Source organism: Blautia parvula (assembly GCF_020215665.1).
Lineage (GTDB): Bacteria > Bacillota > Clostridia > Lachnospirales > Lachnospiraceae > Blautia > Blautia celeris.
Genome location: NZ_CP084061.1, coordinates 5,387,641 through 5,400,515, shown reverse-complemented (window position 1 = coordinate 5,400,515; position 12,875 = coordinate 5,387,641). Strand labels below are relative to the sequence as shown.

Below are 12,875 nucleotides of genomic sequence, written 5' to 3'. Positions count from 1 at the left end.
CTATTTCTAAAACCGTTCTATTCGTTTTTCTTTGCCACCGCCACAATAGGGATAAATACTGTACACAACACTACTGCCAGGCATACATATCCCTCATATCTCCTCCATAATACCTCCCCCGTTGCTTTTAACAGCAAAAAATTAAGTAGTGGATTTATAACAGCAATTCCCAACATAGATATCCGTCCAGCTCGCAGGACATGGGGCCAGTTTCTGTTATTAAAATATACCCCTGCAATATGAATCCGAAACGGTCCCTGACTGTAATAATTAATCTTATTCTCATCATAGAAGGCCGGCAGAGTCTCTCTTGCAAACAGCAAAAACCATGCCCCAAATAAAAAACTCAGTCCTTCTATGGTAAAGAAACCAGTGAAAAATATCTCTTTCCCAACCTCTGCATATAGCAAAAGCCATATTTCCACCCCGGCAAGAGCCATACACAGCAGGTAGCGAATCATATTCTTTCTCTGTTTTAACCTTTTTTCTTCCTGTTCCTCCGCCGATAAACGAAGGGAACCTGAAACGAGAGCATCTACCTCCGGCTTTGTCAGTGTTTTTTCCTCACTAATGCGCTGAGCCTGCAAAAGCTCTGTCACCGTTACACCCAGAATCTCCGCCAGCGGGCCCAGGAGTGTAATATCCGGCAGACTCAACCCCCGTTCCCATTTGCTGACTGCCTTGTCTGATACAAATAATTTTTCTGCAAGCTGTTTCTGTGTATATCCCTTTTCTTTCCGCAGTTCCAAAAGGAATGCGCCGAATCGTTCTTTGTCAATCTCAAACATGTTATCTGCCTCCTGCTTTCTAACTCAAAAGCTTATAATAAAAGGCACGATTTGGCAATCGACCGGCAGTAGAATTGTCTTTTTTGACAGCAAATACTATAGAATCAGGAATCAAACACGATTCCTTTTTGCATATGCCTTAGGTGTGATCCCGGTTTTGCGCCGGAACATTTTAATGAAATAGCTGACATCACAAAAACCTGTCTGTTCAGCAATTTCTGTGATACTCAAACCCGAGGTCTCCAGTAACGCCGCTGCTTTGGACAGGCGGTATTCCAGCAGATACTCCGTGATGGTCATATTCATCATCTGCTTAAAATAACGGCAGCATTCATTTCGGCTCATAGACACATGATCTGCCAGCGCAGCCAGAGAAAATTTTTCCTGATAATGTTCATGAAGATAGGCGATCAGGTTCAGAATCTTCCGGGTATCACGGGCTGCCAAGCTGGGCTTCGTCTGGTCAAGCAGATTTGCTGCAAACAAAGCCCAGACATCCTGAAGGATATGCTGGGTTTTCAAACGGAATGCAGGAGAGGTATCCGGACAGTGATCGCCTACCCACATAAGCTTCGGGAATATCTCCTTTGTCCATGCATCACGGCCATGGAATACAAAGTACGGCGTATTACAATCAACTATAGGACGATAGTATGCTTCCTCGTAATAACTGCCATGGCTGCCGTACAGAATCTCAGGATGGAAAATCAGCGTAAAATACTTTGCAGTCTTATATCCCGGCGCCGGACGGATGGAGTGCAGAAATCCCGGCATAATAAAAAAACCGTCCCCCGCCGCTACTGTCTGTTCGTGTTCCAGCACATATACATTTACTGCACCTTCGCAGATCACGGAAATTTCAATCGTAGGCTGCTTGTGCCAGTTTACAAATCCCTTGTTATATTCACTTAGGTCATCCCGTGAAAGAATAAAACGAAAAGAATCATCATAAGCAACAAGGGCGTTCATCTCCTGATCGATCGGCACCTGGCGTTTCTCCATTGTAAATCTCCTCCTCGCAGCAATACAATTATATTTTTTGAGAATATATCCATAGAAAAGCATACATTTTTTATAATATAATTATATCCATGGCATTCCGATATAGCAATACAAAATCGGAAAATCTGCAGACTGCATCATGCGGATCCATAAAATGACCGCATCCGGAGGTATTACATATGAAAGCAAGACGTTCAACGGAACTTGTGGAAAAGAAAGATTTTTATAAGGAACTGTTCTCCCTTGCGATTCCAATCGGAATGCAGAACCTGCTTGTTGCCCTGATCGGCGCGTCCGATGCGCTGATGTTGGGACGGCTGACACAGGATGCTGTTTCCGCGGTTTCCCTGGCAAACCAGATTGCATTTATCATGAGCCTGTTCAGCGGCGCTGTGGTCGGCGGCGGCGGTGCTCTGATCGCTCAATACTGGGGTAAAGGCGATTGGACCATGGTTAAAAACCTGTTCTGTATGCTCATAAAATGGGCATTTGGCATCTCCTTCGTTTTCTTTGCCCTGGCAATGTTCGCACCGGAGCTATTAATGCGGATTTATACGCCGGACGCTGCCCTGATCAAAATCGGAGCCTCCTATCTCCGTGCGGTGAGCCTTTCTTATCTGTTCACCGGCGTTACACAGTGTTACTATCTGATAATGAAACTGGAAGGTAAGGCGCCTAAGAGCGTTTTGATTTCCATTGTCACCCTCATAACCGACGTTGTGCTTGACTTTTTCCTGATCTACGGTTTCGCGGGGGTACCTAAACTGGGGGCAAACGGTTCCGCTTATTCCACTGTTGTTGTAGAACTGGTGGCGCTCATCTGGTGTATCGCGGAATCTCACCGTGGAGAAAGCATTCGTCCCGACCTGCAGGGGTTTCAATGGTTTTCCATCGATATAACCAAAGATCTGTTCAAAATCGCGCTTCCCATGCTGGGCAGTTCTCTTGCGTGGGGATTCGGATTTTCCATGCACTCACTGATCATGGGACACCTAGGATCCGATGCCACTGCAGCTGCATCCATCGCATCCGTAGCACAGGAGCTTATAACCTGTGTCTGCAAGGGTATTTCTGTGGGCGCGGGAATTATGGTCGGTAAACTCCTTGGACAGAATCTGTTTGACAAGGCCAAAGAATACGGGAAAAAATTCTGCCATATTTCCATCTGGGCAGGTATTATCCATATGGCACTGCTCTGTATCCTCGGTCCCATCGTGGCGGAGTTCTTCGTGTTATCGGAAACCGCAAAGCACTACCTGGTCATCATGCTGGTCTTCAGCGCATTCTATGTATTCGCCTATTCCATCAATACAGTTATTGTCTGCGGTATTTTCCCTGCAGGCGGTGATGCCGGATACGATGCGCTCAGCGTTTTCTTCGCCTCCTGGTGCTTTGCACTGCCGCTGGCACTGCTCGGAACTTTCGTATTTCACTGGCCGGTCATCGTGGTATATATCCTGATGTGCGCAGATGAGATCGTGAAAATCCCCTGGCTGTACCCCCGATATAAAAAATACCTCTGGCTGAACAATCTTACACGCGAAGAGAGCTCAGAGATGGTAAACGCGTAAATGATATCCATACCCGGCTTGAGGCGTTATTTTGCTGTGGACTCTGCCAAATCCTCCATCTTCTGGATCCGCTCCAGTACAAGGGCTGCTTCATCCAGCATGGCAGATATGAGATTGTATTCAAATACAGCAATCTCTCTTTTCTCCTCAAGTACCATGCCGACCACAGCAGAAACCTTGTCATCCTCCATAACCGGAAGATAAATCGCCTTTGCGTTTGGAAGTGTATGGGTAGTGCAGCCGGCTCTGTGTCCGTTTTCAAATACCCATTTGACCACGGCCTGCTCCGCCCGGGAGGTATAGCCTGCCCTCAGGATTTCCTCCTCTTCCTCTTCTATCCCGCTGCGAAGATAAACAGAGGGGACCTGGATCACACCGTGTTTCTTCATATATATTAACACAGTAAACTGCATCAGTTTTTGGATCTGGCCGGCCAGCTCATCGCTGACCTGCTGCCTGGTCTTTGCCCGTCTTAATTTTTTGCTGTTTACCAGCAGAATTTCCGTGCGGTATGCGCGCTTTGCGTTTTCTTCGTTCTGCTTCTGAATCTTTGACATATTCCAGGATGTGAGAAGGCTGACTGTGAACATCATGGCAAATGTCACCGGATAGCTGGCATCATACGCCTGAAGGCTGTGAACCGGCATGGTGAAAAAATAATTGAACAGCATCACACTTAGAACTGAGGCAAGCACAGAGCACACATACCCCTGGGTAAAGATGGCAGTCAGCATCACTCCCAGCAGATATGACATAATGATATTGGCTTCTGTCATCTGAAAATGCGAGAGCAGAAAACCGCCGGCTGTACTGACTGTCATCATGCCCAGCATGATCCAGAAATCCGTTCCTTTCAGCCCCTGCAGGAATTTTCCGGTCTTTACCACAGTATAAGACCGCTGACCGATTCCGCTCTGCAGATCCGGGATGATGTATACGTCAAGGCTGGGGGCATATTGATTCAAACTTTCGACCAGGGTTTTTCTGGTCTGTCCGAACAGAACCCTGTGCGCAGTTCTGCCCATAACGATTTTCGTCACATTGCTGACTTTTGCGTATTCGGCGATCTGCCTTGACACGTCCTCTCCGTTTACCGTGGCAATCTTTGCGCCCAGGCTTCTGGCAAGACGCATATTTTCGTCCCTTCGTCTTTTCACCTTTTCATCTGCGTTCTGCAGATATCTGGTCTCCACATAGAGAGCCGTAAATTCCGCGTGAAAGGCATAGGCCAGGCGGGCTGCTGTGCGGATGACCTTTGCGTTGGAAGGCGCCGGGGAGATGCAGGTCAGAACATGTTCCCCGGTGGAGTATTCCCCGTTTCCGAACAGCTTCTTCTCCTCCTCCGCCAGATGGTTCACTCTGTCGGCCATACGGCGCAGGGCAATCTCACGGAGGGCGATCAGCTTATCTCTCGTAAAAAAGTTCTGTAAAGCCCTCTGTGCCTGAATCTCCCGGTATATCTTTCCTTCCTTCATGCGCTGGATCAGCTCTTCCGGCTCAATATCCACAAGTTTTACCTGGTCCGCCCTGTCAAACACGCGGTCCGGAATGGTCTCTCTCACCATAACGGAGGTAATCCCGGTCACATTGTCATTCAGACTCTCCAGATGCTGGATATTTACGGTTGTATACACATTGATCCCGTGCTCCAGCAGCTCCTCGATATCCTGATAGCGTTTCCTGTGACGGCAGCCGCGGATGTTGGAATGTGCCAATTCATCCACCAGAATCACTTTGGGACGGCGTTTTAGAGCAGCGTCCAGGTCAAATTCCCTGATTTTGACCCCTTTATAGTCCACCATCAGAAAGGGAAGCTGCTCCAGTCCCTCCAGAAGTGCGGCAGTCTCCGGTCTTGCGTGGGGCTCCACATATCCGGCGATCACATCCACCTGCTGCTTTTTCAGTTCTCTTGCAGCTTCCAGCATAGCGTACGTCTTGCCTGTTCCGGCTGCGTAACCCAAAAAGATCTTAAGCTGTCCCATCTCTTTTTTACGGACCTGAGCTTCCTCTGCCCGGATCTTTTCCAGCATCTTTTCAGAACTTGGTCTTTCCATTGTGTCCATGGCATCTCCCTGCCTATATTTCTCCTATGGCCTTCGCGATTTCCAGATTACATTTCAGGACATTCACCCGCTCATGTCCGAAGACACCAAGAGTCCTGCCATCCGTATTCTCCTCCACGATCTTTCTGAGTTCTTCCTCTTTAAGCCCGGTCTTTTCAGCAATGGAAGGAATCTGGATCCTGGCGGATTCCGGTGTGATGTTCGGGTCCAGGCCGGAACCGGAGGCTGTGAGCAGATCGGCAGGAATGTCACCCTTCTCCACATCCGGGTTCTTCTCCAGAAATTCCTCTACTGATTTCTCCGCGCGCTTCTTCAGCTCTTCATTGGATGGAGCCAGGTTAGAACCGCCGGAACCCACCCCTGTGTAGCTGCCTTCCTCTTTTTCTTCCTCTGTATAAGTGTTGTAATCCACCCCGGATACACGGCATTGAAAATACCTGGGATTTCCGGAAAAATCCTGCCCCACAATAGCTGAGCCCACTGCTTTTTCCGGGTCATCTGTTTTCTCTCCTTCTGCCGTGATCAGGCTTCCGTTCGCCTGATGCGGAAACATAAGCTGCCCCAGCCCGGTCAGTGCAGCGGGATAGGCAAATCCGCAGAGAACCAACATGAAAACCGTCAGAACCAGAGCGCTCCTAAAATATTTTAAAAATGATCTCATAGCATCTTCCTCCCTACATTCCCAGCACTGCAAGCAGCGGAGCCACCAGACAGTCTATGATCTTAATTCCGGCAAACGGTACGACGATACCACCCAGGCCGTAAATACCCATATTTTTCAAAAGCATGCGCTCCGCGCTCATGGGTTTGTACTTGACACCCCGCATGGCAATGGGAATCAAACACGGTATAATGACCGCATTGAAAATGAGTGCTGATAAGATAGCTGACATAGGTGTTGCCAGCTTCATGATATTTAATATCTGCATCTGCGGTATCACCATAGTGAACATGGCCGGTATAATGGCAAAATACTTTGCCACATCGTTTGCTATACTGAATGTGGTGAGGGAGCCTCTTGTAATAAGAAGCTGTTTTCCTATTTCCACCACTTCCAGAATTTTGGTGGGGTCAGAATCCAGGTCCACCATATTTGCCGCCTCTTTTGCCGCCGCTGTGCCTGAATTCATGGCCAGCCCTACATCTGCCTGGGCAAGAGCAGGGGCGTCATTGGTTCCGTCACCTGTCATGGCTACCAGTTTTCCCTCTGCCTGTTCCTTCTTAATCGCCTGTATTTTATCCTCAGGCCTGCATTCGGCAATAAATCCATCCACACCGGCCTCTTTCGCAATGGTCGCGGCAGTCAGCGGATTGTCGCCTGTGCACATAATCGTCTTGATCCCGATTTCACGAAGTCTTGCGAACCGCTCGATCAGACCCGGTTTCACAGTATCTTTCAGATAAATAACACCGTAGATCACAGCGTCTGCCTCCACAACCAGGGGCGTTCCGCCAAGCCCCGCGATCTGTTCCACTATCGCGTCCAGATCTCCCGGTATACTGCCCCCGTTTTTGAGAACTCTTTCTTTGATGGCATCTGCGGCACCTTTTCTGATTTGAGAACCGCTGTCCAGATTTACACCTGACATTTTGGACTGGGCTGTAAATTCAATAAATTCCATCTGTTTTGCTGCGCTGTCGTCAATTCTTGTTCCCATGCTCTTAGCCAGCTCTGCCGTTGATTTTCCTTCCGGTGTGGGGTCACAGAGGGAGGCAAGTGCGGCATAGTCTATCAGGTCCTCCCTGCTTTTCCCGGCAACCGGATAGAACTCTGCTGCCAGACGGTTTCCAAAGGTTATGGTACCTGTCTTATCAAGAATCATGGTATCCACATCCCCGCAGGCTTCCACAGCCTTTCCTGACATGGCAATCACATTGAATCTGGTAACTCTGTCCATACCCGCGATTCCGATCGCTGACAGCAGACCGCCAATCGTGGTCGGAATCAGGCAGACCAGCAGGGCAATCATTGTAGATACGGGTATCTGCACTCCCGAATAAGTCGCAAAAGGATACAGACACACAACCACGATCAGAAAAATAATCGTGAGGCCCACCAGCAGGGTATTTAATGCGATCTCATTGGGAGTCTTCTGGCGGGATGCCCCCTCCACCAGGGCAATCATTTTGTCCAGAAACGACTCACCCGGCTTTGATGTGATCCTGATTTTCAGCCAGTCACTGACCACGGTGGTTCCCCCCGTAACAGATGAAAAATCAGTTCCCGCCTCACGGGTGACAGGTGCGGATTCCCCTGTAATAGCAGATTCATCCACAGACGCGATCCCTTCTATTACTTCTCCGTCATTCGGAATCGTCTCCCCAGCCTTTACAAGTACCACATCATCCTTTTTCAGTTCAGATGCGTTTACAATAGTTTCCGTACCGTCTCTGCCGAGAAGACGTGATTTTGTATCCTGCTTTGTCTTTTTCAAGGTCGCCGCCTGCGCCTTACCACGTCCCTCCGCTACAGACTCTGCAAAATTTGCAAATAATACGGTTATAAAAAGTACAGCGCAGACGATTCCATTATAAATCCTCAGATATCCAAGTGATGCGTCGTCCCCAAAAATAGTGGGAACAATAGTCATAAGCAGCGTGAGCACAAATCCCACCTCCACCACAAACATGACCGGGTTCTTCACCATATATTTCGGACTCAGTTTCTGAAACGCACCGATAATGGAACTCTTTAAAATGTCCTTTGTCACGAACTTTGTTTGCTGTTGTTTTTTAGACATTCCTCTAACATCCCTTTCTTAAATTTTATGAAAACCACAAGGTCAGATGCTCTGCGACCGGTCCCAATGCCAGTGCCGGGAAAAAGGTCAGAGCAGCGAAAATATATACAATAAATACAAGCAAAATGGTAAATACCGTATTATCTGTACGCATGGTACCGATGGAAACCCTTGTGCTCTTCTTTGCAAGCAGTGAGCCGGCAATGGCAAGCTGGGCTATAATGGCTATGTAACGGCCGAAGAACATCGCAAGTCCTGTTGTGATATTCCAGAAGTAACTGTTGTCGGACAGTCCTTCAAAACCGGAGCCATTGTTTGCCGATGCTGAGGCGTATTCATACAGCACCTGGGACAGGCCGTGAAAACCGGGATTGCTGATACCTTCCAGACCGGCCTGCGTGGATACGGCAAGCGCCGAGAATCCCAGGATCAGCAGCGGATGGACGATCAGAACCAGGGCAACCAGCTTCATCTCTCTTCCTTCGATCTTCTTGCCCAGATACTCGGGAGTACGGCCAACCATCAGACCGCAGATGAATACAGCTAAAATGGCATACATCAGCATGTTCATAAGGCCCACGCCTTTTCCTCCGAATACACAATTGAGCATCATATGCAGAAGCGGTACCATTCCGCCAAGAGGCGTCAGTGTATCATGCATGTTGTTGACAGTACCTGTGGTGAAGGAAGTTGTCACAGTTGTAAACAGAGCGGACTGGTCAACTCCAAACCGGACCTCCTTGCCCTCCATGCTCCCCATTTCCTGGCTGATGCCGGCTGTCTCAAGAACCGGATTGCCGGCCTTCTCAGATACAAAGCACAGAGTCAGACCGATGAGGAATATGACAGACATTGCCGCGAATATAGTCCTTCCCTGTTTGCCGAAGACAGGTTCTTTTTCCTTCCTCTTCCTATCCTGACACATCTTTCCAAAGGTAAGTACACAGGCACCCGGAAGGATCATCATGGAGATCAGCTCCACAATATCCGTGATCACTGTCGGGTTCTCAAATGGGGTGGAAGAGTTGGCTCCCAGAAAACCACCTCCGTTTGTCCCCAGATGTTTGATGATCTCAAGGGCCGCTATGGGTCCCATGGCAAAGTCCTGTAGTTTTCCGTGAATGGTCTCCACTGTAATGTTGGAGCCAAAAGTCTCCGGGCATCCCTGCCAGATCAGCACAAGGCCAAAGATGAGAGACCAGGGAATCAGGATACGTGTGGTGATACGCACCATATCCTCATAGAAATTTCCCAGGTCCTTACTCTTTCCCGCAAGTCCCCTGCAGAATGCCATACAGGCCGCATATCCGGATGCCGCGGAGGTGAACATCATAAAAATGATCACCAGCATCTGGCTCAAATAAGAAAGCCCGGATTCACCGGAATAATGCTGCAGGTTTGTGTTTGTCATAAAGCTTATGATCGTATTGAAGGAAAGGGTCGGCTCCATTGCCTCTATCCCGTTTGGATTCAGAAACAGTACATACTGCAGTCTCAATACCAGATATCCCGCAAAAACCATAACTGCATTTGCCATGAGAAGGCTCAGTGCATATGTTTTCCAATTCATACCTTTTCTGTCAATCCGGCAGATTCTGTATATCCCGTTGTCCACCCTGTCAAAAAAAGGGTCCGCAAATGTTTTCTTTTTGGCCGCAATGTGATACATGTATCTCCCCATGGGAATGACCGCCAAAACAAAAATTGCCAAAGTCAGCGCTATCTGTAACATGACTTTTATCTCCTCCTGTCATTTTCTAAATTCCCGTTGCTGATCTTGTTGTCTATAATTTCTCGGGATATACCAGGGCATAGAATAAATATGCCGCTATCAGTAAAATCACGATTCCCAGCAATATCATGTGATCTCCTCCTGTCCTTAATCTATGTTTTGATTTTTACTAGAGTGTGTTTGAAAATCACTTTCGGCAAGCTGTGCGTCACAATTTGTGGGAGATTTAACCCCGATGAAGGAGGCGTAGCGGGCTACGCTGACTGAATTGGGGGCAAATATGCCGCAAAGTGGGGCGTGCAGATTGTCGGAATGAATTTTCTAACAGGCTCTACGCCTTATCTTCTGTGCTGTCTGTATCTACCTGTCTGCTGCACCATCCTGCAAACAGCACCATCAGTCCGAAGCAGGCAAACAGTATAACCACCATAGCCAAGTCCATCATTTCAGGTCCCTCCTTTATCTTTCAGGCTGTAACTGATATTATCACGTCCTGCCCTAAATGCGCATAAGGGAAACGGCAGGTGTATTAAAATTGGATTAATGGCAGCTTGAAAGCAACTTCTGACCTAAAGAATTTGCTATTTTGCCTGAATGTTAAAATGCGTTGCTTGTGGCAACGGGCAGTTTTGTCTAAAATAATGGTAACAATAGAAAGAAAGGAGGCTATCCCTAATGCTCAACGAAAATATAAAAGAAATCAGAAAATCAAAAGGACTTTCGCAGCAAGAGCTTGCTGTCAAGCTAAACGTTGTGCGGCAAACAGTTTCTAAATGGGAGCAGGGACTGTCAGTTCCCGATTCCGAGATGTTAATCTCCATATCAGAACTGCTTGAAACACCTGTAAGCACGTTGTTGGGAGAAACTGTTATTGAAACGGAGGTTGATAGCTTAAAAGCAATTTCAGAAAAATTGGAGGTAATAAACTTGCAACTGGCACAAAGAAAGACCATGAGGAGAAAAATTCTTCACTGGCTATTTATCTCATTGTGTGTAGTCATAGCAGCAATTTTTGCAGTTTTGTTCGTATCAGAAAGCCCTTATTTTGGATGGGATTATAGTCATCCTGAGACTGCTGTTCTTGGAGTGGCGTTTCACTCATTTGAATGGCTGTTTGTCAGAGCAGCCCCGCTTATCCTTGTTGGTGCAATCATAGGGATTTTCTTAACACGAAAGAAAGAATAAAACCATCCTGCTCTGATATGATACCTCTTAAGCAGACAAGGCAAATAACCAAAATCTACTTAGAAGGTATTTTCATGTCCAAATCACCAGATACGCCAGAGTTCAGAGTAATGATTTCTCAAAAATATCTTAACATACTAGACTCATATCGCTTTCCGGCAGATAAATATCAGATCGGTTGTAAAACTTTAAAAGAATAGGTGATTAAATATAGGTGGTATGGAATCGTTGCCTCTCAAATCTAAAATGGGAGTTGCATATTCTTCTGATTTAAAAAAGATGTGTGTGGAGGCTGTTTTGCCTGGTGATGGGAGTGTCGATGATATTGTTGAAAAATATAGTATTGATTGTCAGTTATGCATGTGTTTAGATAACTTCTGAAGCTTTCCCGCGATACCTTTGAAGAGTATTAAAATCCTTGAAAACACTGAATTTTCAAGGATTTTAATACTCTTCAAACTATGCCACTTTACTATAGTCAACAATTGAAATCTCCTGCATTACTTTCTTTGCCTGTTCTATAATATTTTCCAATTGTTTCACAACGTCCGCTGTATAAATAACTTCATTGCATTCTATGCATTTATAGCAAGGAACATTTCTGACAATTACTAAGCAGCTCCCCAAATCTGTCACGTCTGTTGTCAATCCTTTTTCAGCCTTAGCTCCGCATTCCATACATAACATATTTATTGCTCCTTTCTGGTTTTGAAATCTGCTTCCAATATTCAATTCAAAAAAACCCACAAACTTGACATTTGTGGGTTTTCCATACATTGCAATATGCAATTGATTATCTCTTGCTGAACTGCGGTGCACGACGAGCTGCTTTGAGACCGTATTTCTTTCTCTCTTTCATTCTCGGGTCACGAGTCAGGTAACCTGCGGATTTTAATACAGGTCTGTACTCAGCGTCTGCCTCCAGTAATGCTCTGGAGATTCCGTGACGGATAGCGCCGGCCTGTCCTGTGAATCCACCGCCATGAACGTTTACTAACACGTCAAATTTGTCTGCTGTCTCTGTTGCCATTAACGGCTGACGAACAACAACTTTCAGTGTCTCTAATCCAAAATATTCATCAATATCTCTTTTATTGATAGTGATTTTACCTGTTCCCGGTACTAAGTAAACACGAGCTACAGATGATTTTCTTCTTCCTGTTCCATAGAATTTTGTACTAGCCAATGTTCTCTACCTCCTATTAAAATGTTAATACTTCTGGCTTCTGAGCTGCATGGTTGTGTTCCGGTCCTGCGTATACGTGCAGCTTTTTGATCATGGATCTTCCTAAAGGTCCTTTCGGAAGCATTCCTTTAACAGCGAGTTCAAGAACCTTCTCCGGTTTTTTAGCCATCATCTCTCTCAGTGTGGTTTCTTTCATTCCGCCAACATAGTCAGAGTGATGATAGTAAATCTTCTGGTCTAATTTTTTACCAGTTACGCTGACTTTCTCAGCATTAACGATGATTACATAATCACCTGTATCGACATGAGGAGTGAAAACTGGTTTGTTTTTTCCTCTTAAAACTTTAGCTACTTCAGATGCAAGGCGGCCTAAGGTTTTGCCTTCAGCGTCCACTACATACCATTTTCTTTCAATCTTATCCGGATTAGCCATATAAGTGTTCATGGTTTTACCTCCTAATTTTCAGCATATACAGTAATATTCAAATTCATAAATTTATAATGAAAAATACCATACCGGGGCTTTTGGCTAGGTATTTTCGCACTACGTCACATTGAGATATTATATTACACTTATCCGGGCATGTCAACAGGTTTTATCGAAAAT

12 protein-coding genes and 2 pseudogenes are annotated in these 12,875 nt (G+C 46.4%); 3 read left to right on the top strand and 11 right to left on the bottom strand.

All coding sequences use genetic code 11. From position 1 onward, the window contains the following. Positions 1-17: 17 nt before the first annotated feature. Together LC508_RS24585 and LC508_RS24580 are read right to left on the bottom strand one after the other, a co-directional pair. Entirely contained in the window at positions 18-788 is a 771-nt protein-coding gene (locus LC508_RS24585; protein ID WP_033140805.1) for a helix-turn-helix domain-containing protein, read from the bottom strand. Positions 789-899: 111 nt separating this feature from the next. Beyond that, positions 900-1,790 (bottom strand): helix-turn-helix domain-containing protein, encoded by an 891-nt coding sequence (locus tag LC508_RS24580; RefSeq protein ID WP_033140804.1) that lies wholly within the window; start codon positions 1,788-1,790, stop codon positions 900-902. A gap of 179 nt (positions 1,791-1,969) precedes the next feature. Here LC508_RS24580 and LC508_RS24575 point away from each other — a divergent pair, with 179 nt between their 5' ends. After that, positions 1,970-3,361: an MATE family efflux transporter gene (locus LC508_RS24575; RefSeq protein WP_033140803.1), complete on the top strand. Its 1,392-nt coding sequence runs from the start codon at positions 1,970-1,972 to the stop codon at positions 3,359-3,361. A 26-nt stretch (positions 3,362-3,387) separates the two neighbouring features. On the opposite strand, the gene LC508_RS24570 is transcribed toward LC508_RS24575, so the two are convergent. Genes LC508_RS24570 through LC508_RS28815 form a run of 5 tightly spaced genes read right to left on the bottom strand, consistent with a single transcriptional unit; the run spans position 3,388 to position 10,027 of the window. Continuing rightward, entirely contained in the window at positions 3,388-5,424 is a 2,037-nt protein-coding gene (locus LC508_RS24570) for a DUF4118 domain-containing protein (protein ID WP_033140802.1), read from the bottom strand. A gap of 13 nt (positions 5,425-5,437) precedes the next feature. After that, the gene (gene kdpC / locus LC508_RS24565) at positions 5,438-6,085 is read right to left on the bottom strand and encodes a potassium-transporting ATPase subunit KdpC (protein ID WP_033140801.1); all 648 of its coding nucleotides are present in this window, start codon (positions 6,083-6,085) and stop codon (positions 5,438-5,440) included. Between the two features lie 13 nt (positions 6,086-6,098). Further along, complete coding sequence (gene kdpB, locus LC508_RS24560; protein ID WP_033140800.1) at positions 6,099-8,165, bottom strand: potassium-transporting ATPase subunit KdpB; 2,067 nt, start codon at positions 8,163-8,165, stop codon at positions 6,099-6,101. A 25-nt stretch (positions 8,166-8,190) separates the two neighbouring features. After that, complete coding sequence (kdpA, locus tag LC508_RS24555; protein WP_103733014.1) at positions 8,191-9,897, bottom strand: potassium-transporting ATPase subunit KdpA; 1,707 nt, start codon at positions 9,895-9,897, stop codon at positions 8,191-8,193. 52 nt (positions 9,898-9,949) lie between these two features. After that, complete coding sequence (locus LC508_RS28815; protein WP_081624793.1) at positions 9,950-10,027, bottom strand: potassium-transporting ATPase subunit F; 78 nt, start codon at positions 10,025-10,027, stop codon at positions 9,950-9,952. Positions 10,028-10,071: 44 nt separating this feature from the next. On the opposite strand from LC508_RS28815, the pseudogene LC508_RS28810 reads away from it, so the two are divergent. After that, positions 10,072-10,122: pseudogene (locus LC508_RS28810) on the top strand (hypothetical protein); the annotation flags it as partial. Here the strand turns inward: LC508_RS28810 and LC508_RS28805 are convergent. Then, a pseudogene (locus tag LC508_RS28805) lies at positions 10,117-10,179 on the bottom strand (DUF6783 domain-containing protein); the annotation flags it as partial. The pseudogenes LC508_RS28810 and LC508_RS28805 overlap by 6 nt on opposite strands. Positions 10,180-10,572: 393 nt before the next feature. Between LC508_RS28805 and LC508_RS24545 the strand changes: the two are divergent. After that, complete coding sequence (locus LC508_RS24545) at positions 10,573-11,082, top strand: helix-turn-helix domain-containing protein (protein WP_033140798.1); 510 nt, start codon at positions 10,573-10,575, stop codon at positions 11,080-11,082. A 459-nt stretch (positions 11,083-11,541) separates the two neighbouring features. On the opposite strand, the gene LC508_RS24540 is transcribed toward LC508_RS24545, so the two are convergent. From LC508_RS24540 to rplM, 3 genes are read right to left on the bottom strand one after another with little or no spacing between them, the layout of a single operon-like run. Next, positions 11,542-11,871: a type II toxin-antitoxin system MqsA family antitoxin gene (locus LC508_RS24540; RefSeq protein WP_225305259.1), complete on the bottom strand. Its 330-nt coding sequence runs from the start codon at positions 11,869-11,871 to the stop codon at positions 11,542-11,544. Positions 11,872-11,875: 4 nt separating this feature from the next. After that, positions 11,876-12,268 carry a 30S ribosomal protein S9 gene (rpsI, locus tag LC508_RS24535; protein ID WP_033140797.1) on the bottom strand — a complete coding sequence of 131 codons (393 nt, stop codon included), beginning with the start codon at positions 12,266-12,268 and terminating at the stop codon, positions 11,876-11,878. 16 nt (positions 12,269-12,284) lie between these two features. Further along, positions 12,285-12,713, bottom strand: a complete 429-nt coding sequence (rplM, locus tag LC508_RS24530; RefSeq protein WP_033140796.1) for a 50S ribosomal protein L13 — start codon at positions 12,711-12,713, stop codon at positions 12,285-12,287. Between the last annotated feature and the right edge of the window lie 162 nt (positions 12,714-12,875).

Coding starts and splice junctions, on each gene's coding strand:
- LC508_RS24585 (WP_033140805.1), bottom strand. CDS start 788: ATGTTTGAGATTGACAAAGAACGATTCGGCGCATTCCTTTTGGAACTG.
- LC508_RS24580 (WP_033140804.1), bottom strand. CDS start 1,790: ATGGAGAAACGCCAGGTGCCGATCGATCAGGAGATGAACGCCCTTGTT.
- LC508_RS24575 (WP_033140803.1), top strand. CDS start 1,970: ATGAAAGCAAGACGTTCAACGGAACTTGTGGAAAAGAAAGATTTTTAT.
- LC508_RS24570 (WP_033140802.1), bottom strand. CDS start 5,424: ATGGACACAATGGAAAGACCAAGTTCTGAAAAGATGCTGGAAAAGATC.
- kdpC (WP_033140801.1), bottom strand. CDS start 6,085: ATGAGATCATTTTTAAAATATTTTAGGAGCGCTCTGGTTCTGACGGTT.
- kdpB (WP_033140800.1), bottom strand. CDS start 8,165: ATGTCTAAAAAACAACAGCAAACAAAGTTCGTGACAAAGGACATTTTA.
- kdpA (WP_103733014.1), bottom strand. CDS start 9,897: ATGTTACAGATAGCGCTGACTTTGGCAATTTTTGTTTTGGCGGTCATT.
- LC508_RS28815 (WP_081624793.1), bottom strand. CDS start 10,027: ATGATATTGCTGGGAATCGTGATTTTACTGATAGCGGCATATTTATTC.
- LC508_RS24545 (WP_033140798.1), top strand. CDS start 10,573: ATGCTCAACGAAAATATAAAAGAAATCAGAAAATCAAAAGGACTTTCG.
- rplM (WP_033140796.1), bottom strand. CDS start 12,713: ATGAACACTTATATGGCTAATCCGGATAAGATTGAAAGAAAATGGTAT.